Genomic DNA, 19,868 nt, shown 5'->3' with positions numbered 1-19,868 from the left:
CTGGTCACCGCTCACCGCTGCTCCTCGTGCCAGGCCTGGACGGCCGACTGGTAGGCGTGCTCGCTCCCGCCGGAGAGGAACCGCTCGGCGAAGGCGGGCCAGGGGGTGGTCGCGTACATCTTCTGGAACGCCTCGTCGCGGCCGTGGTCGGGGACGCAGGAGGTGAAGTGGGCGCCGTTCGGGGTCTCGACGACGCCGGTGACGGTGTGCCGTTTCACCAGCAGCGACTGCGGGGGACCGGCCTTGGTCAGCTCCGCCGTCTCCACGAGCCGTTCGCACGAGAGGTACGCGGTGTCGGCGGCCTCGCAGAAGAGATCGTCGAAGTACGGGTCGGGGCCGAGGTACTGGCCGTTGCCGAAGCGGTCGGCGCGGTTGACGTGGACGAGCGCGGCGTCCATGCGCAGCGCGGGCATCGCCACGAACTCCTCGCCGGCCGAGTCGTCCTCGTAGGGCGATGTGACCGTACACAGCTGGGGGTTGACCCGCATCACGTCGGAGCCGATCCCGGCCCGCACGGGCAGGAAAGGCAGCCGGTTGGCGGCGGCGTGCAGACCCCACATCAGCATCGCCTCGTCGATCTCCATCAGCTCGAAGGCGCCGCGTTCGCGGGCGGCGCGGTAGTGCGGTTCGAGCGGGATGGAGTCGAGGGTGACGAAGGCGGTGACCAGCTTGCGGATCCGGCCGGCCGCGGCGAGCAGGCCGATGTCGGGGCCGCCGTAGGAGACCACGGTCAGATCGGTGATCTCGGACCGGAGCAGTGCTCTCACCAGCGCCATCGGCTTGCGCCGGGAGCCCCAGCCGCCGATGCCCAGGGTCATGCCGCTGCGCAGCCGCGCCACCACCTCGTCGGGGGTCATGGTCTTGTCGGTCACCGGGAGCTCTCCTTGCCCTGGTCCTTGCCGTGGTCCTCGGGCCGGTCCTTGGCGTGGTCCTTGCCGAAGGTGTCGCGGACGCGGTCGGCGACCCCGCTGAGATTGGCCTCGAAGGTGAAGCCCTGCTCGAAGCGGTAGCTGCGGTGTACGTCCACGGGGTCGATGCCGTTGATGGCGGCCTTGGCGAGGCGGATCAGATGCCCGTCCTTCCGAGCGATCTCGGCCGCCAACTCCAGTGCGGCGGCGAGGAGTTCGGCGCGGGGGACGACCTTCCAGACCGAACCGTGGGCATGGAGCTCGGCTGCGGTCGCGGTACGGGAGGTGTAGTACAGCGCCCGCATCAGATGCTGCGGGACCAGCCGGGCCAGATGGGTCGCGGCGCCCAGCGCCCCCCGGTCCAGCTCCGGCAGCCCGAAGACGGCGTCGTCGGCGGCGACGATCGCGTCGGCGTTGCCGACCAGGCCGATGCCGCCGCCCAGGCAGAAGCCGCCGACTGCGGCGACAACCGGTACCTCGCAGTCGTACACCGCCGAAAACGCCTCGTGGCAGCCGCGGTTGGCGCCGATCAGGGCGGCGTGGCCGCGGTCGCGCTGCATCTCCTTGATGTCCACGCCCGCGTTGAAGCCCCGGCCCTCGGCGGCGAGCACCACGCAGCGGTTCTCCGGGTCGCGACCGGCCGCGCGCAGGGCCTCGGCGAGCTCGTACCAGCCCTGCACGGGCAGGGCGTTGACGGGCGGGAAGTCGACGGTGACGAGGGCGATGCCCTTGTCCGGGCGTGCGGTGGAGACACCCATGAGCGGATCAGCTACCTTTCCACCAAACATTTGTTAGGTGACTGCCTGGTGAGGAAAGGTAGCAGCCGATGAAGCTGGACGGGAGGGTTGCCGTCGTCACCGGCGGCACCCGGGGCGTGGGCGCGGGCATCACACGGGCCTTTCTCCGGGCGGGCGCGCACGTGGTGGTCTGCGCCCGCAGACCGCCGGACGCGCCCCTCGAAGAGGCGGGCCGCACCGCCGAGTTCCACCCGCTCGACCTGCGGGACGAGGCGGCGGTCGCCGCGTTCTTCGACGGCGTCGCGCGGTCACGGGGACGGCTCGACGTGCTCGTGAACAACGCCGGCGGAACCCCCTACCGGCTGCTCGGCGAGGGCGCCGCCGCCCACCACGCCCGGGTCGTCGGGCTCAACCTGATCGCGCCACTGACCGCCTCGCTCGCCGCCTACGGGTCGCTGCGGGCCGCGCGCGGCTCGGTCGTGATGGTTGGCAGCGTCAGCGGCACCCGCCCCTCCCCGGGCACCGCCGCCTACGGCGCCGCCAAGGCCGGCCTGGAGAACCTCGCCCGCTCGATGGCCGTGGAATGGGCGCCCGACGTCCGCGTCAACACCCTCGTCCTCGGCATGGTCCGCACCGAACTGTCCCACCTGCACTACGGCGACGACGACGGCCTCGCCGCCGTTGGCCGGACCGTACCGCTGGGCCGCCTCGCCGAACCGTCCGACGTCGGCGATGCGGCCGTCTTCCTCGCCTCCGACCGGGCCGCGTACGTCTCGGGGGCGTCGCTGCTGGTGCACGGCGGGGGCGAGCGCCCCGCGTTCCTGGATGCCGCAACGGTCAACAAGGAGAGCTGAGATGGGAATCTGCGACGGCCGGGTCGTGATCGTGACGGGCGCGGGACGGGGGCTGGGCCGGGCCCACGCCCTCGCCTTCGCGGCGGAGGGGGCACGGGTCGTCGTCAACGACCTCGGCGTCGGCCTGGACGGCTCGGGCGCCTCCGCCTCCCCGGCGCAGCAGGTGGTGGACGAGATCCGCCGCGCGGGCGGCGAGGCGTTCGCCCACGGCGGCGACATCGCGACGGGGGAGGGGGCGGCGTCCCTGGTGACGGCCGCGCTCGACACGTACGGACGCCTCGACACCCTCGTCAACAACGCGGGCTTCCTGCGCGACCGGATGCTGGTCAACCTCGACGAGGACGACTGGGACGCCGTACTGCGCGTCCACCTGAAGGGCCACTTCCTGCCCCTCAAACACGCGGCGGCCCACTGGCGCGCGGCCTCGAAGGCGGGCCACCCGGTGGCGGCCCGGGTCGTCAACACCACGTCCGGCGCGGGCCTCCTGGGCAGCGTCGGCCAGGGCAACTACGCGGCGGCGAAGGCGGGCATCGTCGCCCTGACCCTCGTCGCGGCCGAAGAACTGCGCCGCTACGGCGTCCAGGTCAACGCCATCGCCCCAGCGGCCAGAACCCGCATGACCGAACAGACCTACGCCGACCTCCAGGGCGTCCCGGAAGACGTGTCCCCCCTCGTCGTCTGGCTGGGCTCGACCTCCTCGGCGGGCGTCTCGGGCCGCGTCTTCGAGGCGGAAGCAGGCCGCATCACAGTGATGGAGGGCTGGCACCCGGGCCCCACGGCGGACAAGGCCGCCCGCTGGACCCCGAAGGAGGCGGGCGAGACGACCTTGAAGCTGCTGGGAGAGGCCCGGGTGGCGGGGGCGCCGTACGGGGCGGAGGGGGGCTGAGGGGGCGCGGGACGGCCTGCGCGTCGCGCGCCGGGGTGGCCTTGCGGCCACCGGGTCGGCGGTGGGGGGCTGGCCGTGCGGGCGGGGCCGCTCCGGGGGCGGACGGGCTGGGTCGCGTTGCGCGGCCCGGCCCCGCCGCCCGCCCAAGGGGTCTTGTGGCACCCGCCCCGCCGGGCGGTCCGTTTCCGCGTGCCGCGGGGCCTGCGGCCACCTGGCCCGGTGGGCGGTCTGCTTCCGCGTGCCGCGGTGGCCTTGCGGCCCGCCGGGCGGAGGCTTGTGGCACCCGCCCCGCCGGGCGGTCCGTTTCCGCGTGCCGCGGGGCCTGCGGCCACCGGCCGGGCGGAGGCTGACCTTGCTGCCGGGCCCGGCAGGCGGAGAGCCCACCGCGCGGGCGCCGGGCCCCGTGGCTTGGCCGCACGCCCACCGCCCCGCGCGCCAAGCGCGCCGCCCCGCCCCCGTCAGCGGTACCTCGGCGTCGTCCACTCCAGGCGCGTTCTCGTCAGGGGGTCCTGGATGTGGGACAGGGCGTCGAGGGCCGTGTCGCGGGCGCTGCCGTCCGGGTCCTCGTCGGCGAGGAGGCGGGTCAAGGGGGCGATCGCGCGGGGGTCCTGGCGGATCGCCAGGCCCCGGGCGGCCTCCGCGACGACGTCCGGGTCCGGGTCGTCGAGGCGGTCGGCGAGGGTCGAGCGCAGGGCGGGGGAGTCGTCGGGGAGTTCCGCGAGGGCGAGCGTCGCCCAGTCGCGTACCCCCGCGTCGGCGTCCCGGCTCAGGCCCACCAGGACCGCGGCCGCCTCCGCGTGGCCCGCGGGCACCATGCCGACCAGCGCCACCGCCACCCGTCGCCGCACCTCCGGCTCCGGGTGACCCGCGTACGCCAGCGCCTCCGGCAGCGCCGCCGGATCCCCGTACTGCCCGAGCCCGGCGATCACCGCCCGTACCAGCTCCTCGTCCTGCGCCTCCCGCGCCAGCTCCCGCAGCAGCGGCACCGCCCGGGCCCCGGCACCCAGCCCGCTCAGCACGTCCACACCGAGCGCCTGCCGCAGCACGTCGTCGCTCGCGCACCACGCCGCCGCCGTCTGGAAGGTGTCCTCGTCGGCCCGGCCGCGCAGCGTCGACACCACCTCGATCCAGTCGTCCAGCTCCGGATCCCCGCAGCTCAGGGCGCGTACCGCCAGCTCCTCGTGCGGGGTACGGATACCGAGCGCCGCCTCCAGCATCGTCGCGATCGCCGCGTGCCCGGTCTGCTGCTCCTGGCCCGAGGCCGGGCGGCCGTCGCGCACGATCTCGACGACGACGGTGATGCCGCCGTCCTCCGGCACCCGCCGCGACACCACCTCGAACGAGCCGTCCTCGACGCCGCCCTCCATCTCCACCAGGGAGTCCCGCAGCACCTGCTCCACATCCGCCCCGATCCAGCGCCGCGCCTCCGCCAGCGCCTCGGTCAGGGCCGGCCGGGTCGCCCCGGCGCCGTGCCGCAGCAGCGCCCGTACCGTCGTCGCCGAGCCGCGGCGGGCCGCCGCGACCAGCGGCGGCAGTCCGTTCGCGCCGGGCAGGAGCGGGTCGGCGCCGTGTTCGAGGAGGGCCTCGACGGTGTCCGCGTGGCCCTGCTGAACCGCCCAGGACATCGCGTTCCAGTTGTACGACTCGCGCAGATCGACCCGCGCCCCGGCGGCGAGCAGCGCCCGCACCACCTCCGTATGGCCCCCGCACGCGGCGCCGCACAGCGGCAGCTCGCCGCCGTCCTCGCCGCTGACCCTGTCAGGATCGGCGCCGGCCGCGAGCAGCAGCCGGACGATCATGGGTTCGTCGCTGACGGAAGCGCGGTAGAGCGGGGTCTCCCCCTCCGGGTCGGCCACGTCGGCGGGGACGCCCGCCCGCAGCAGCCGGACGACGGCGTCCGCGTCGCCCGTGTGCACCGCCTCGAACAGCTCGTCCGTACTCATCCCGTCCGTACTCATCCCGCCCACCTCGGGTGCCACGTCACACCGCGCCACGTCACACCGCGCCGCCTCACCCTGCGCCACGTCACACTGCACGTCATAAGGGCAACCCTACGGAAACCGGATCAGGTGTCGCATTCGAGAATCGTCCGGCACAACGCGCATCGCGCCCTCACCCGCCCCCGCACGGGCACCCGCACCCGCTGGTGGCAGGTGGGGCACGGGAAGGAGACCCGCAGGTCGTCGCCCCGGCCGCGCTCGAAGGCGTACGGCACCCCGGCGGCGGGCGCGCCCCGGCTCTCCCGCGCGTACCGCCGCTCCTTCGCGTACCGGTGGCGCCCCGACCAGCCCGCGGCCACCAGCGGCGGCTGCTGCCCGTCGCGCAGCGCGCGGGCCCGCCCGGCGGTGTACGCGCGGTAGGCCTGCGGGCTGGTGAACCACGGCGAGGGGTCCTCGCCGAAGGCCAGCGCCCGCTTGGCGAGGACGTAGCCGAACTCCTCCGGGGTCAGATAGCCGAGCTTCTGGCTGGTGAGTTCGTCCTCGCGGAAGGCGTCGAGAAGCAGCCAGCCCGCGCCGAGGTACGTGGTCACGGTGTCGGTGAGGATCTCGTTGTCCCTGGCTCCGGGAAACTCCAGGCCCAGCCGGTGCAGCAGCACATGCGTGATCTCATGGGCGAGGGCCGCCCCGATGTCCCTGCGGTGGCTGCGGAAGCGGTCGTTGAGCTCGATGAAGTACTCCGGCCCGGCGGTGAGTTCGACGCTCGCGGCATGGTCCATCTCACGGAACGAGACAATCATCCGCGCCTCGGGCAGCCGTAGGTGCTGCACCAGTGCATGGGCCACCCGCTGCGCCCCGAGGTGCAGATCGTCCTGGTCGCCGAAGGTGACATCCCCAGGCAGGACGCTGGTCGCGTACTGCGTCATGCCGTCCGGTGAGAGCCGCCGGTAGAGCGCGGTGATCGCGGCCCGCGCCGTGTCCAGATGCGGATAACCGTGTACGACCTCACCGGCGTTGACCACGATCCGCACCCCCACGTGCGCCCACGTACGAAAGCTCCGACCCTCGGTCCGCTTCCACTGTACGGGCCTGCCGGGGCGGACCGCGCGATGGCTGAAATCCCCTCCTTGTGACCACGGCCACGACGTCCTCATAATCCGGACCACGCCTTGACGGGCTCATGTCATTGCGCCCGCCGAGGTTCTCAACCCCCCACGAAAGGCGAAGCCTTGAACCTCGTCCGTACGCTCAAGAGATGCGTCGCCACCGCCGCCGTCATACTCGCGGCGGTCAGCCTCCAGCCCTCCACCGCCTCCGCCGCCCAGGCGCCCGTCGTCGGCGGCACCCGGGCCGCCCAGGGTGAGTTCCCCTGGATGGTCCGGCTCTCCATGGGCTGTGGCGGGTCGCTGCTCACCCAGCAGATCGTGCTCACCGCCGCCCACTGCGTCAGCGGCTCCGGCAACAACACCTCCATCACGGCCACCGCCGGCGTCGTCGACCTCCAGAGCAGCAGCGCCATCAAGGTCCGCTCCACGAAGGTCCTCCAGGCCCCCGGCTACAACGGCAAGGGCAAGGACTGGGCACTGATCAAGCTCGCCCAGCCCATCAACCTGCCCACGCTGAAGATCGCCGAGACCACCGCCTACAACAACGGCACCTTCACCGTCGCCGGCTGGGGCGCCCGCACCGAGGGCGGCGGCCAGCAGCGCTACCTGTACAAGGCCCAGGTGCCGTTCGTCTCCGACGCCACCTGCCAGCAGGCGTACGGCAGCGACCTGGTCCCCAGCGAGGAGATCTGCGCAGGCCTCCCGCAGGGCGGCATCGACACCTGCCAGGGTGACTCCGGCGGCCCGATGTTCCGCCGCGACAACGCCGGCGCCTGGATCCAGGTCGGCATCGTGAGCTGGGGCATCGGCTGCGCCCGGCCCAACTACCCCGGTGTGTACACCGAGGTGTCCACCTTCGCCGCGCAGATCAAGTCCGCGGCAGCGGGGATGTAGTTCTGCCCGTACCCGCACCAGCGCGTGAACCGGGGGCGGGCCGCCACACGGCCCGCCCCTTCGCCACCGGTCCTCAGGACAGCTGTACGGTCGCGTCCGCACCGGCCCCCTCCAGCTCCAGGACCCACACCTCGTTGCCGCCCTCGCGCAGCACCGGCCCCGGTACGAACAGCGCCTCCTGCGGGCCCACCGACCAGTAGCGTCCCAGACAGAAACCGTTCACCCAGACGAAGCCCCGCCCCCAGCCCGGCAGCCGCAGCCAGGCATCACCGCGTACGGTCACATGGCATACCCCCCGATACAGCCCCACCGCCCCGGCCCCGGCGCCCGCACCGTCCGCCCCGGCCCCGGCCCCCGCCCCAACCCCCGCCCCGGCCTCCCGGAACGGCACCTTCGCCACCGCCTCCGGCACGAACGCGTCCAGCCGCAGCCCCCGCGCCCGTACCCCGTGCAGATACTGCCGCTCATGGCGCACCCCGGCCGTGATCCCCTTCGGCTCACCCAGCCGCGGCCCGTAGTTCACCCGCCCCCAGGACTCCACCCACAGCTCCACCGCCGCCGGCCCCGCCACCGCCGCCCCCGGCTCCACCCGCCGACCGTCCACGTACAACGTCACATGGTCACGCAGCCCCTCCACCGTCAGCGGATACGGCCGCCGCGGCCCCGGCACATCGAGCCGGTAGCACACCACCCCCCGATCCACCCCCAGCTCCTCGAACGACGGCGGCAGCGGCGTGTCCCACTCCTCGTCGCTGAGCACCTCCAGGACCTCCCCGAGCGGCGCCCACCCCTCAAGAGCGGCCGCCACCGGCCCCGCCAGCCGCACCGGCGGCGCCGGAACCTCCGGCAGCGGCCCCGGCGCGTACGCCGACAGCACCTCCCTGAACCGCCAGAACTTCTCCGTCGGCAGCCCGGCCTCGTCCACCGGCGCGTCATAGTCGTACGACGTCACAGTCGGCTCCAGAGGCCCGTCATGCCCGGCACCCGACCGGTTCGCCCCCGCCCAGCCCGCGAAGTTCGTCCCCCCGTGCGCCATGTACAGATTGACCGACGCCCCACACTCCAGAATCTCCCGCAACGCCCCCGCCGCGTCCCCCGCATCCCGTACCACCGCCTCCTCGCCCCAGTGCGCGAACCAGCCACACCAGAACTCCATACACATCAGCGGCCCCCGCGGCTGATGCCGGCGCAGCACCCCGAACGCCTCCCGCGCCCCCGACCCGAAATTCACCGTCGCCAAAATCCCCGGCACGCTGCCGCCGGTCAGCATGTGGTCCTCCGGCCCGTCCGACGTGAACAACGGCACGGTCACATCGCACGCGTGCAGCAGGTCCGCCACATGACGCAGATAGCCCTGGTCGGAGCCGTAACTCCCGTACTCGTTCTCCGCCTGCACCATGATCACCGGCCCGCCCCGGTCGATCTGCCGCGCCACGACCTGCGGCAGCAGCGTCCGGAACCAGCGGTCCACATGCACCAGATACTCCGCGTCGTCCGTCCGCACCCGCCGCCCCAGCCGCCCCGTCAGCCACTGCGGCAACCCGCCGTTCTCCCACTCGGCACAGATGTACGGCCCCGGCCGCACGATCGCCCACATCCCCGCCGCCGCCACCACATCCAGGAACCGCCCCAGCGCCCCCACGTCCCGGTACCGCCCCAGCTCCGGCTCGTGCAGATTCCACGGCACATACGTCTCCACACAGTTGAGCCCCATCGCCCGCAACATTGCGACCCGATGCCCCCACTGCTCCTCATGTACCCGGAAGTAGTGCAGCGCCCCCGACAGCAGCCGCACCGGCCGCCCGTCCAGCAGAAAGTCCTCGTCCCCCACCGTGAACACGCTCATGACCCCACCCTCACCCTCTGGCGGCGGACCGGTCCATGGACAAAGATCGGCGCTGATTGGACGCAGCCGCACGGACGTACGGGAACGGAACCAGCGACCGTACGACGAGCAACCGGTACGGGAGGGGCGACCGCGGATGTACCACACCTGGATGCGCTACTTCACACCCAGCCCCATCCACCTCCGCCTCGGACTGGTCTGCCTCGGCGTCGGACTCCAGCACGGCACCCTCCCCACCGTCGGCCCCCGCACCCTCGACCACCACGTCGCCGTCGTCATCAGCGCCGGCGGCGGCTGGTACCGCGCCCCCGACGGCCGCCGCACCACCATCACCGCCCCCGCCCTCATCTGGCTCACCCCCGGCATCCCCCACCACTACGCCGCCGACCCCACCACCGGCTGGGACGAATGCTTCGTCGACTTCACCGGCCCCGCCACCACCACCTACACCGAACTCGGCTACATCGAACCCGACCGCCCCGTAGTCCCCCTCGCCGACGCAGCCCCCGCCCGCGCCGCCGTCGGCCGCATCGCCCGCGCCGCCCGCCGCGGCAACCCCCTCCTCGAAGTCGAGACCGGCGCCGCCGTCCACGAACTCCTCGTCGCCCTACGCCGCGCCCGCGCCGGCACCACCGCCGACGGCGACCCCGTCCTCACCGCCCTCGCCCGCGACGCCTTCCAGCCGCTCTCCGTCGCCGAACACGCCGCCCGCCACGGCATGACCGCCACCGAGCTCCGCACCGCCGTCCGCCGCGCGGCCGGCTGCAGCCCCAAGGACTACCTCCTCTCCCTGCGCCTCGGCCGCGCCAAAGAACTCCTCGCCGCCACCGAACTCCCCGTCGCCGCCGTCGCCCGCCGCGTCGGCTACGACGACCCCGCCTACTTCTCCCGCCTCTTCACCCGCCGCGTCGGCACACCCCCCGTCCGCTTCCGCGAACAGCAGGGCCGCACCGTCCCCGGCGGCTGGAGCGACCGCGTCCCGGATCCCGGGCACCCACCGACCATCACCACATGACCCGTCTAAGCTCGCTGCTCATGAGCGAGATCGACGACTCCGTACGAGCGGAACTGACCCGGCTGCGCGAGAGCATCGACAACATCGACGCGGCGGTCGTCCACATGCTCGCCGAACGCTTCAAATGCACCCAGCAGGTCGGCGTCCTCAAGGCCAAGCACCACCTGCCGCCCGCCGACCCCGCCCGCGAAGCCCGCCAGATCACCCGGCTGCGGGAGCTCGCCGAGAACGCCAAACTCGACCCGGCATTCGCGGAAAAACTCCTCAACTTCATCATCGCCGAGGTCATCCGCCACCACGAGACGATCGCCGACGGAGCACACTGATGCCCCGCGTCCGGATCTTCACCCTGGGCGGAACCATCTCCGCCCGCGGCGGCGACGCCACCCGCATGAGCGGCGCCGAAGTCCTCGCCGGGCTCGGCGTCACCGACGCCCCCGACATCGACCTGGAGCTACGCGACTACCGCCGCCTCCCCAGCTCCTCCCTCACCCTCGAAGACCTCGCCGCCCTCGCCCACGACGTACGCGACAGCGTCGCCGCCGGCCACGGCGTCGTCGTGGTCCAAGGAACCGACACCCTCGAAGAGACCGCGTTCCTCCTCGACCTCCTCTGCGTCACCACCGAACCCGTCGTCGTCACCGGCGCCATGCGCCGCCCCGACCTTCCCGGCGCCGACGGCCCCGCCAACCTCGCCGCCGCGATCACCGTCGCCGCCGACCCCCACTGCCGTGACCTCGGCGTCCTCGTCGTCCTCGCCGACGAGATCCACGCCGCCCGCCACGTCCGCAAGACCCACACCACCTCCATCGCCACCTTCACCTCCCCCGGCGCCGGCCCCCTCGGCTCCGTCGTCGAAGGCGAGCCACGCATCCTGCTCCGCCCCACCGGCACCAGCGCCCTCCACCCACTGCGCCTCGACCCGGCCGTACGGGTCGCCCTGATCACCCTCTCCCTCGGCGACCGCGGCGAACTCCTCGAAGCCGTCGACTCCCGCTTCGACGGCCTCGTCGTCGCCGCCTTCGGCGCCGGCCACGTCCCCACCTGGCTCGTCGAACCCCTCGAACGACTCGCCACCCGCATCCCCGTCGTCCTCGCCTCCCGCACCGGCTCAGGCGCCACCCTCTCCCGCACCTACCGCGGCCCCGGCTCCGAGTACGACATGCTCCACCGCGGCCTCATCCCTGCCGGCCCACTCGACCCCGCCAAAGCCCGCCTGCTCCTCCACACCCTCCTCTCCACCGGCGCCAAGAGCCCCACGGGCTACGACCGCCCCGGCATCACCGCGGCCTTCGCCCACCTCACCGGCCCGGGCCTCGCCTGACCCCTGACCCCACGGGCCCCCGCGCGGGCCCGCCCCGCGCCCGCTCCCAGCCATCGGCGAAACCCCCTGCCCAGCCCCCACCCCCATCGGGCAGCATGGCCCCATGCCCGTACTGACGCGCGACGAAGCGCAGACCCGTGCCCAGCTCCTCGACGTCCACCGCTACACGATCACCCTCGATCTGACCACCGGCGACGACACCTTCGACTCCACCACCGTCATCCGGTTCACCACCCGCACCGCCGGGGACACCTTCGTCGAGCTCAAGCCCGCCACCCTGCGCTCCGTCACCCTCGACGGACACCCCCTCGACCCCGAGAAACTCGTCGAGAACCGCCTCCCGCTCCCCGCCCTGAGCGAAGGCGAACACGAACTCCGCGTCGACGCCGCCATGCGCTACTCCCGCACCGGCGAAGGCATGCACCGCTTCACCGACCCCACCGACGGCGAGATCTACGTCTACACCCAGCTCTTCATGGAAGACGTCCAGCGCGTCTTCGCCGCCTTCGACCAGCCCGACCTCAAAGCCGTCTTCGAACTCACCGTCACCGCCCCCGACGGCTGGACCGTCCTCGCCAACGGCATCACCACCCAGCAGCCCGACGGACGCTGGCAGGCCGCCCCCACCCCGCCCATCTCCACCTACCTCGCCGCCGTCGCCGCCGGCCCCTGGCACTCCGTACGCACCGAACACGCCGGCCTCCCCTTCGGCATCCACTGCCGCCGCTCCCTCGCCCCCTACCTCGACGCCGACGCTGACGAAATCCTCGACGTCACACGGCAGTGCTACGACCGCTACCACGAGAAGTTCGAGGAGCCGTACCCCTTCGACTCCTACGACCAGGCCTTCGTCCCCGAATTCAACGCCGGCGCCATGGAGAACCCCGGCCTCGTCACCTTCCGCGACGAATTCGTCTACCGCTCCGCCGTCACCGTCACCGAACGCCAGACCCGCGCCATGGTCATCGCCCACGAGATGGCCCACATGTGGTTCGGCGACCTCGTCACCCTGCGCTGGTGGGACGACATCTGGCTCAACGAGTCCTTCGCCGAGTACATGGGCTACCAGACCGTCAACGAAGCCACCACCCGCTACCCCGACACCTGGACCGACTTCGGCATCGTCCGCAAGTCCTGGGGCTACGACGCCGACCAGCGCCCCTCCACCCACCCCGTCGCCCCCGACCCCGACGCCGTCCCCGACACCGCCTCCGCCCTCCTCAACTTCGACGGCATCTCCTACGCCAAGGGCGCCTCCGCCCTGCGCCAGCTCGTCGCCTGGATGGGCGAGAAGGACTTCCTCGCCGGCATCAACGCCCACTTCCGCCGCCACAAATTCGGCAACGCCACCCTCGCCGACTTCATCGACAACCTCGCCTCCGTCACCGACCGCGACGTCCACGGCTGGGCCGAACAGTGGCTGCGCACCACCGGCGTCGACACCCTCACCCCCAAGCTCACCGGCGAAGGCAGCCGCTGGGACCTCACCGTCGACCGCACCGGCAGCCGCCCCCACCGCGTCGCCGCCGGCATCTACGACCACGCCCTCGACGGCTCAGGCGACCTCGTCCTGCGCGAACGCCGCGAAATCGACGTCCCGCAGAGCGAACCCGCCCACCTCTCCGGCCCCCGCCCCGCCCTCGTCGTCCTCAACGACGCCGACCTCACCTACGCCAAGGTCCGCCTCGACACCCACTCCGAAGAACCGGTCCTGCGCTGCCTCTCCAAGATCCCCGACCCGCTCACCCGGGCCGTCGTCTGGAACACCCTGCGCGACATGGTCCGCGACGGCGAACTCGCACCCGACGCCTACCTGCAGACCGCCCACACCCACCTCACCGAGGAGAGCGAACTCGCCATCGTCCAAGGCGTCCTCGGCTTCGCCCGCACCCAGATCGCCGACCGCTACCTCCCCGCCGAACAACGCCCCGCCGCACTCGCCCTCCTCACCTCCCTCGCCAAGGCCCTCATCCGCCGCACCGAGGACGGCGAGGCCCCCGGCCTGCGCCTGACCGCCGTACGCGCCCTCATCGACAGCGCCACCCAGCCCGGCACCCTGCAGAGCTGGCTCGCCGACGGCACCGTCCACGGCGGCCCCGAACTCGACCACGAACTGCGCTGGCGCATCCTCGGCCGCCTCGCCGTCCTCGGCGCCACCGACGAGGCCGCCATCGACGCCGAACTCGCCCGCGACCCCAGCGCCACCGGCCAGGAAGGCGCCGCCCGCTGCCGCGCCGCCCTGCCCACCCCCGAGGCGAAGGCCGCCGCCTGGTCCCGCCTCTTCGACTCCGACGACCTGTCGAACTACCTCTTCACCGCCGTCGCCCAAGGCTTCTGGCAGCCCGAACAGGCCGAACTGGTACGGGAGTACGTGCCTCGCTTCTACCCCGACGCCATCGCACTCGCCGCCCGCCGCGGCCCCGCGATCGCCGAAGCCGCCGGCCGCTACGCCTTCCCCGTCCACGCCGTCGACGCCGACTCCCTCCACACCGGCGAACAGCACCTCACCGACAGCGACCTCATCCCGGCCCTGCACCGCAAACTCGTCGACCAGCTCGACGACCTGCGCCGGGCCCTGCGCGTCCGCACCCTTCGCGCCGACGGCTGACGGATGACAGCTGACAGATAACGACTGACAGCTGACAGCTGACAGCTGACGGCCCGGCGGCGCGGAGAACCGCCCCCGCGCACCCTCCGCGCGCCGACGACCGACCGGACGGGGCCCCACACCAGGGGCCCCGTCCCCCGTTCGGGTGAGCTCAGCGGCTCGGCGGACGAACCCGGCGAACCCCCGGCAAGCTGGTCCCCATGCCCGCCCCGCCGCCCCTGGCCCGCCCCGACGCCCTGCACCCCCTGCTCGCCACCGTGCTCGACGCCCTGCGCACCGGAGCCCAGCGGCGCGGCGGACCCCTCCCCGCCGGCGGACCGGCAGCCGTCGCCGACCGGATGCACACCACCCTCGCGCCCGTCCTGCCCGACACCGGCACCGGCGCCCAGGAAGCACTCCGTACGCTCGTCACCGCCCTCACCGAAGGCGCGGCCGACCCCGCCGACCCGCTGTGCACGGCCCACCTGCACACCCCGCCGCTCGCCCTCGCCGCCGCCGCCGACCTCGCCGCCTCCGCGCTCAACCCCTCCCTGGACTCCTGGGACCAGGCACCGGCCGCCTCCGCCCTCGAAGCCGAAGTGGTACGGGCCCTCGCCGCTGAGATCTACCCCCGCGCCGCCCACCCCGACGCCCTCGCCACCACCGGCGGCACCGAGTCCAACCAGCTCGCCCTCCTCCTCGCCAGGGAGCACCACGGCCCCGTACGCCTCCTCCACGGCGACGGCGCCCACCACTCCCTGCGGCGCGGCGCCTGGCTCCTCGGCCTGCCCGAACCGGTCACCGTCCCCGCGCTGGGCGGCACCCTCGACCCCGCCGCGCTCGACGAGGCCCTCACCGACCTGCCCGGACCCCACCTCGTCGCCGCCACCGCCGGCACCACCGACACCGGCCGCATCGACCCGCTCCCCGAGATCGCCGACCTCTGCGAGCGCCACGGCGCCACCCTCCACATCGACGCCGCCTACGGCGGCCCGCTGCTCTTCAGCGCCGCCCACCGCGCCCTCCTCACCGGCCTCGACCGCGCCCACACCGTCACCCTCGACCTGCACAAACTCGGCTGGCAGCCCGCCGCCGCCTCACTCCTCGCCGTACGCGACACCCGCAGCCTCGACGTACTGGGCCACACCGCCGACTACCTCAACGCCACCGACGACACCGACGCCGGACTGCCCGACCTGCTCGGCCGCTCCCTGCGCACCACCCGCAGGCCCGACATCCTCAAAACCGCCGTCACCCTGCGCGCCCTCGGCCGCACCGGCCTCGAAGCCCTCGTCGACCGCGTCCTCGGCCTCGCCCAGGACCTCGCCACCCTCGTCGCCCACCACCCCCGCCTCGAACTGTACGAACAGCCCACCATCAGCACCGTCCTCTTCCGCCCCACCGACGCGGACGACGCCACCGTCGCCAGGATCCGACGCACCCTGCTCACCGAAGGCCGCGCCGTCCTCGGCCGCGCCCGCGCCGACGGCCGCCTCTGGCTCAAAGCCACCCTGCTCAACCCCCACGCCACCCCCGGCGACCTGGCCCACCTGCTCAAGCTCGTGACCCACCTCGTGGAAGGCAGCACCGACCGATGACCGGCACACCCCACCGCGACCCCGCCCCCCACACCCCAGGGGCCCGCGCGGACACCCCGCCCCGCGACCTCGTCGGCATCGGCATCGGCCCCTTCAATCTCTCCCTCGCCGCCCTCGCCCACGGAGTCCCCGGCGGCCTCGACGCCGCCTTCTACGAACAGCGCCCCGCCTTCCACTGGCACCCCGGCCTCCTCATCGAAGGCGCCACCCTCCAAGTCCCCTTCCTCGCCGACCTCGTCACCCTCGCCGACCCCGCCAGCCCCTGGTCGTTCCTCAGCTACCTCCGCTCCCGCGGCCGGCTCTTTCCCTTCTACTTCGCCGAGAAGTTCCACATCCAGCGCGCCGAGTACGACGCCTACTGCCGCTGGGTCAGCGACCAGCTCCCCGGCCTCCACTTCGGCCATCAGGTCGACTCCGTCCGCTGGAACCGCGAGCGTTCGCTGTTCGAAGTCGACTTCACCCAGCTCGCCCCCGACGGCGAAGCCGAGGCCCTCGGCCGCACCTACACCCGCAACATCGCCCTCGGCGTCGGCACCGAACCGTACGTACCCGAGCCCCTGCGCCCCCTCGCCGACGCCCCCACCGTCCCCGTCTTCCACTCCGCCGACTACCTCACCCACCGCGACCAGCTGCTCGCCGCCGAACACATCACCGTCATCGGCTCCGGCCAGTCCGGCGCCGAGATCTTCCTCGACCTGCTCCGCGCCCGCCCCGCCGGCGCCGAGAAGATCCACTGGCTGGCCCGGACCGAGGCATTCGCGCCCATGGAGTACTCCAAACTCGGCCTGGAACACTTCACCCCCGACTACACCCGCTACTTCCACGCCCTGCCCGAAGCCGTACGCGACGGACTCGTTCCGCGCCAATGGCAGCTCCACAAAGGCATCGACGCCGACACCATCGCCGCCATCCACGACGAGCTCTACCGCCGCACCCTGCACGGCGGCTGGCCCGACGCCGTCCTCACCCCCGGCGTCCGCGTCCGCACCGCCGGCCGCGTCGCCACCACCAAGGTCGAGCTCCACCTCGAACACGTCCAGCAGGCCACCCGCTCCCGCCTCACCACCGACGCCGTCGTCCTCGCCACCGGCTACCGCGAACGCCCCCTCGACCGGATCCTCGCCGGACTCGACCCCTACCTCCGCCAGGACTCCTCCGGCCGCCCCCGTATCGACACCGAGTTCCGGCTCGTCCTCGACGACTCCATCACCGGCTCGGTCTACGTCCAGAACGCCGAGAAGCACACCCATGGCGTCGGCGCACCCGACCTCGGACTCGCCGCCTGGCGCAGCGCCGCCATCCTCAACTCCCTCACCGGCAAAGAGCCCTACCCCCTGCCCCGCCGCACGGCCTTCACCAGCTTCGGCCTGGAACGGCAAGAGGCGCCACACGTCCCGGCCCAGGCTGGAACGCTGACGCCTCTCACGGACACCCGCTAGACAGCGGTCCGAAGACCAGCGGTCAGAAGACCGGTGCTCAGAAGACCGGCACCCCGTCCCGGGTCAGCTTCCAGCCCACCGACGCGAACTGGCCCGGGTCGACCGTCCCCTTCGCCCGCACCCACTGGATGATCGTGTTACGGATCTCGTCCGAGTTCGCCCACACCTGAGGCGCCCCCGCGATGTGCGGGAACGCCCCGCCACCACTGGCCCGGTAGTTGTTCACGGCCAACACGAACCGCGCCGCCGGATCCAGCGGCCTGCCCTCGAAGGACAGGTTCATGATCCGCGAACCGACGGCCCGCGCGATGTCGATCTCGTACGTCAGCCCGTACACGGCGTCGTAGTTGTAGTCCGGCGTACCCTCCGCGTTGGTCAGCTTCGCCGGATCCACCGGCGCACCCGCCGGCGTCCGCACGTAATACTTCGCCGAATACTCCAGGTAGTCCTTCAGCTGCGCCCCCGTGAGCACCCTCGCCTCCAGGGTGTTCTCGAACGGGTACAGCCCGGCCGCATCCTTGATCGTCACCTGACCGGCCGGGATCCCCGCCGTCCGGGAGAAACACGACGCCTGCGACAGCACCGGCAGCGCCGCATGCTCACCCCCGGCGAGGGCCGCCTTCACCGTCTCCACCTGCACGTGATTGATCAGATCGATGATCGGCTCGTCCTTCCAGGCCGCCTCGGCCGTCGACATCGCCACCGTCGACGTACCGATCACCTGATTGACGTACGCGACCACCTTGCGGTGCTCATCCGCGAGGAGACGGGTGATCCGCGCGTCCTCCGCGACCGTGTTCGAGTTGAGCACCTGCGCGCCCACCTTCTCGACGACCCAGCGCCCCTTCTCCCACACCAGATCGAACCCGAACAGCGTCAGCCGCTGCCCCCACTTCAACGGCTCGGACAGCACCACATCCTTGCCGGTCTCCTTGTTCGTCACGCGGTACTCGGCGATCTCCGTGTGCGCGTGCCCGACCAGGATCGCGTCGATCCCCGGCACCTGCTCCGCGACCAGCGCGGCGGCGTTCTCGACGTACGGCAGCTGATCCCCGTACGACGACGTACCGCTCGAACCGCTGTGCGCGGACACGATCACCACATCCGCGCCCATCGACCGCAGCTTCGGCACCCACTTGGCGGCCTGCTCCTCCAGGCCGGGGAACACCATCCGCCCCTGGACGTTCGCCTTGTCCCACAGCGCGATCCCAGGATTGGTCAGCCCGAGCACCGCCACCCGCACATCCCGCCCGCACGGGGTACGCAGCCGGTGCATGCTGTACGGGCGGAACGCCGGCCGGAGCGTCTTCGCGTCCAGCGCGTTGGCACCGAGCAGCGGGAAATCGCACTGCTCCTCGAACTTCCGCAGCACCGGGATGCCGTAGTTGAACTCATGGTTGCCGAGCGCGGCGGCGTCGTAGCCGATGGCGTTCATCGCCTGCGCCATCGGGTGCACCGGCCCGCGCCGCGCGGTGATGGGGTCGACCTTGGCGTAGTAGTACGACAGCTGGGTGCCCTGGATCGTGTCACCCGCGTCGATCAGCAGCGTGTTGCGCCGCCCCTTCTCCTCGCGGACCTGCTCCACCAGCGTCGATATCTTCGCGAGACCGACGTCGTTGTGGGCCTTGTCGTCGAACTCGCGGTCGGTGAAGTAGTCCCAGTTGAGGACATGACCGTGCAGGTCGGTGGTGCCCATCACGGTGAAGGAGTACCGCTTCGGCGGCCGCCCATGGGCATGGGCCGCCGGGGCCGCCCCGGCGACAAGGGCGGCTGCGCCCGCTCCGGCGGCAACCGACCCCTCCAGGAACGTCCTACGGTTCAGCGGCATGTGATCTCCTTCGTTCTCAGTGCACAACGCGCGTAGATTCTGGCCCAGGAGCCCCGCCGCGCAACACCCCTGACGGGCAATCCGATGGGAGAGTGGAACAGACCGCCGTTGCCGTACGAAGGAGCGCGCCCGTGACCACGGAAGAACCCACCCCCGCGACCGCCGTCCCGTACGGCACCCCCGAGGCGCCCCGGCTCGCCGTGCGCGGCGAGGCCAGGCTGGAGTTCGACCCCGAGATCGCGCGCATCGGCATCACCGTCAGCGCGCGCGGCACCGACCGGCGCTCCGCGCTGGAGGACCTGACCCGCCGCAACACCGAGGTCCTCGACCTCATCAAGTCCTACGGCGAGTCCGTCGAAAAGGTCGAGACCGGGGCATTCTCCATCTCACCCGAGCTCACCCGCCACGGCCGGGGAGAACGCATCCGCGCCTACCACGGACGCGTCCACATCACCGCCGAACTCACCGACTTCACCGCCCTCGGCGAACTCACCACCCGCCTCGCCGACCTCGACCTCACCCGCATCGACGGCCCCTGGTGGGCCCTACGCCCCGACTCCCCGGCCCACGGCGAGGCCCGCCGCCAGGCCGTCCACGAAGCGGTCCAACGCGCCCGCGAATACGCCGAGGCCCTCGGCACCACGCTCGCCTCCCTCGTCGAACTGGCCGACCTCGGCGCGGAGAACGCCCCCACGTACGACACCCTGCCCCCGGCGGGCGGCGGCCTCCGCATGGCCTTCGCGGCAGAGACGACGGAGGCGGCGCCCCCACTGGACTTGGAACCAGAACGCCAGACGGTCTACGCCCAGGTCAACGCGAGGTTCACGATGGTCCCCCCGAGGTTGTAGTTACGGGGAGAGCCCCCCACTCCGCCCCTTCCCGAAGCCCTGCCGGGGGCGGGGGAGTCGC

16 protein-coding genes are annotated in these 19,868 nt (G+C 72.5%); 10 read left to right on the top strand and 6 right to left on the bottom strand.

Annotated features, from left to right (window positions below; translation table 11 throughout):
- Positions 1-11: 11 nt before the first annotated feature.
- Together ACZ7LT_RS01145 and ACZ7LT_RS01140 are read right to left on the bottom strand one after the other, a co-directional pair.
- Positions 12-872, bottom strand: coding sequence for a CoA transferase subunit A (locus tag ACZ7LT_RS01145; RefSeq protein WP_471232639.1), 861 nt, complete (start codon positions 870-872; stop codon positions 12-14).
- Positions 869-1,666, bottom strand: coding sequence for an enoyl-CoA hydratase family protein (locus ACZ7LT_RS01140; protein WP_471232637.1), 798 nt, complete (start codon positions 1,664-1,666; stop codon positions 869-871). Before ACZ7LT_RS01140 ends, ACZ7LT_RS01145 begins: the two co-directional genes overlap by 4 nt.
- Before the next feature lie 68 nt (positions 1,667-1,734).
- On the opposite strand from ACZ7LT_RS01140, the gene ACZ7LT_RS01135 reads away from it, so the two are divergent.
- Together ACZ7LT_RS01135 and ACZ7LT_RS01130 are read left to right on the top strand one after the other, a co-directional pair.
- The gene (locus ACZ7LT_RS01135; RefSeq protein ID WP_471232636.1) at positions 1,735-2,499 is read left to right on the top strand and encodes an SDR family oxidoreductase; all 765 of its coding nucleotides are present in this window, start codon (positions 1,735-1,737) and stop codon (positions 2,497-2,499) included.
- Between the two features lies 1 nt (position 2,500).
- On the top strand, positions 2,501-3,385 hold the full coding sequence (locus ACZ7LT_RS01130; RefSeq protein ID WP_471232634.1) for an SDR family oxidoreductase: 885 nt from the start codon (positions 2,501-2,503) through the stop codon (positions 3,383-3,385).
- Between the two features lie 458 nt (positions 3,386-3,843).
- Here the strand turns inward: ACZ7LT_RS01130 and ACZ7LT_RS01125 are convergent, their stop codons facing one another.
- Together ACZ7LT_RS01125 and ACZ7LT_RS01120 are read right to left on the bottom strand one after the other, a co-directional pair.
- On the bottom strand, positions 3,844-5,343 hold the full coding sequence (locus tag ACZ7LT_RS01125; RefSeq protein WP_471232632.1) for an ankyrin repeat domain-containing protein: 1,500 nt from the start codon (positions 5,341-5,343) through the stop codon (positions 3,844-3,846).
- 107 nt (positions 5,344-5,450) lie between these two features.
- Positions 5,451-6,344: a hypothetical protein gene (locus ACZ7LT_RS01120; RefSeq protein ID WP_471234753.1), complete on the bottom strand. Its 894-nt coding sequence runs from the start codon at positions 6,342-6,344 to the stop codon at positions 5,451-5,453.
- A 207-nt stretch (positions 6,345-6,551) separates the two neighbouring features.
- On the opposite strand from ACZ7LT_RS01120, the gene ACZ7LT_RS01115 reads away from it, so the two are divergent.
- Entirely contained in the window at positions 6,552-7,322 is a 771-nt protein-coding gene (locus tag ACZ7LT_RS01115) for a S1 family peptidase (protein WP_471232630.1), read from the top strand.
- A 73-nt stretch (positions 7,323-7,395) separates the two neighbouring features.
- On the opposite strand, the gene ACZ7LT_RS01110 is transcribed toward ACZ7LT_RS01115, so the two are convergent.
- Entirely contained in the window at positions 7,396-9,168 is a 1,773-nt protein-coding gene (locus tag ACZ7LT_RS01110; protein ID WP_471232628.1) for a glycoside hydrolase family 35 protein, read from the bottom strand.
- Positions 9,169-9,304: 136 nt separating this feature from the next.
- Between ACZ7LT_RS01110 and ACZ7LT_RS01105 the strand changes: the two genes are divergently transcribed.
- The 6 genes from ACZ7LT_RS01105 (at position 9,305) to ACZ7LT_RS01080 (ending at position 17,131) form a co-directional block, all read left to right on the top strand.
- The gene (locus tag ACZ7LT_RS01105; protein ID WP_471232626.1) at positions 9,305-10,183 is read left to right on the top strand and encodes a helix-turn-helix domain-containing protein; all 879 of its coding nucleotides are present in this window, start codon (positions 9,305-9,307) and stop codon (positions 10,181-10,183) included.
- A 20-nt stretch (positions 10,184-10,203) separates the two neighbouring features.
- Positions 10,204-10,509, top strand: a complete 306-nt coding sequence (locus ACZ7LT_RS01100) for a chorismate mutase (protein ID WP_471234752.1) — start codon at positions 10,204-10,206, stop codon at positions 10,507-10,509.
- A complete protein-coding gene (locus ACZ7LT_RS01095) occupies positions 10,509-11,507 on the top strand; it encodes an asparaginase (RefSeq protein ID WP_471232624.1) in 999 nt (332 codons plus the stop codon). Before ACZ7LT_RS01100 ends, ACZ7LT_RS01095 begins: the two co-directional genes overlap by 1 nt.
- Positions 11,508-11,610: 103 nt before the next feature.
- A complete protein-coding gene (gene pepN, locus ACZ7LT_RS01090) occupies positions 11,611-14,115 on the top strand; it encodes an aminopeptidase N (RefSeq protein ID WP_471232622.1) in 2,505 nt (834 codons plus the stop codon).
- Between the two features lie 200 nt (positions 14,116-14,315).
- Positions 14,316-15,692, top strand: coding sequence for a pyridoxal phosphate-dependent decarboxylase family protein (locus ACZ7LT_RS01085; protein WP_471232621.1), 1,377 nt, complete (start codon positions 14,316-14,318; stop codon positions 15,690-15,692).
- Positions 15,689-17,131, top strand: coding sequence for a lysine N(6)-hydroxylase/L-ornithine N(5)-oxygenase family protein (locus ACZ7LT_RS01080; protein WP_471232619.1), 1,443 nt, complete (start codon positions 15,689-15,691; stop codon positions 17,129-17,131). Before ACZ7LT_RS01085 ends, ACZ7LT_RS01080 begins: the two co-directional genes overlap by 4 nt.
- 37 nt (positions 17,132-17,168) lie before the next feature.
- Here the strand turns inward: ACZ7LT_RS01080 and ACZ7LT_RS01075 are convergent, their stop codons facing one another.
- The gene (locus tag ACZ7LT_RS01075) at positions 17,169-18,959 is read right to left on the bottom strand and encodes a bifunctional metallophosphatase/5'-nucleotidase (protein ID WP_471232617.1); all 1,791 of its coding nucleotides are present in this window, start codon (positions 18,957-18,959) and stop codon (positions 17,169-17,171) included.
- Between the two features lie 131 nt (positions 18,960-19,090).
- Between ACZ7LT_RS01075 and ACZ7LT_RS01070 the strand changes: the two genes are divergently transcribed.
- Positions 19,091-19,807: an SIMPL domain-containing protein gene (locus ACZ7LT_RS01070; RefSeq protein WP_471232615.1), complete on the top strand. Its 717-nt coding sequence runs from the start codon at positions 19,091-19,093 to the stop codon at positions 19,805-19,807.
- Positions 19,808-19,868: the final 61 nt, after the last annotated feature.

It is taken from the genome of Streptomyces sp. NPDC039465, assembly GCF_055639315.1.
Note: the sequence above shows the minus strand (reverse complement) of the source record. Positions and strands in the feature narration are given on the sequence as shown.

What these genes read in the sequence shown, in the direction of transcription:
- ACZ7LT_RS01140 (WP_471232637.1), bottom strand. Translation starts at nt 1,666, where the DNA reads ATGGGTGTCTCCACCGCACGCCCGGACAAGGGCATCGCCCTCGTCACC.
- ACZ7LT_RS01135 (WP_471232636.1), top strand. Translation starts at nt 1,735, where the DNA reads ATGAAGCTGGACGGGAGGGTTGCCGTCGTCACCGGCGGCACCCGGGGC.
- ACZ7LT_RS01130 (WP_471232634.1), top strand. Translation starts at nt 2,501, where the DNA reads ATGGGAATCTGCGACGGCCGGGTCGTGATCGTGACGGGCGCGGGACGG.
- ACZ7LT_RS01125 (WP_471232632.1), bottom strand. Translation starts at nt 5,343, where the DNA reads ATGAGTACGGACGGGATGAGTACGGACGAGCTGTTCGAGGCGGTGCAC.
- ACZ7LT_RS01110 (WP_471232628.1), bottom strand. Translation starts at nt 9,168, where the DNA reads ATGAGCGTGTTCACGGTGGGGGACGAGGACTTTCTGCTGGACGGGCGG.
- ACZ7LT_RS01105 (WP_471232626.1), top strand. Translation starts at nt 9,305, where the DNA reads ATGTACCACACCTGGATGCGCTACTTCACACCCAGCCCCATCCACCTC.
- ACZ7LT_RS01100 (WP_471234752.1), top strand. Translation starts at nt 10,204, where the DNA reads ATGAGCGAGATCGACGACTCCGTACGAGCGGAACTGACCCGGCTGCGC.
- ACZ7LT_RS01095 (WP_471232624.1), top strand. Translation starts at nt 10,509, where the DNA reads ATGCCCCGCGTCCGGATCTTCACCCTGGGCGGAACCATCTCCGCCCGC.
- pepN (WP_471232622.1), top strand. Translation starts at nt 11,611, where the DNA reads ATGCCCGTACTGACGCGCGACGAAGCGCAGACCCGTGCCCAGCTCCTC.
- ACZ7LT_RS01085 (WP_471232621.1), top strand. Translation starts at nt 14,316, where the DNA reads ATGCCCGCCCCGCCGCCCCTGGCCCGCCCCGACGCCCTGCACCCCCTG.
- ACZ7LT_RS01080 (WP_471232619.1), top strand. Translation starts at nt 15,689, where the DNA reads ATGACCGGCACACCCCACCGCGACCCCGCCCCCCACACCCCAGGGGCC.
- ACZ7LT_RS01075 (WP_471232617.1), bottom strand. Translation starts at nt 18,959, where the DNA reads ATGCCGCTGAACCGTAGGACGTTCCTGGAGGGGTCGGTTGCCGCCGGA.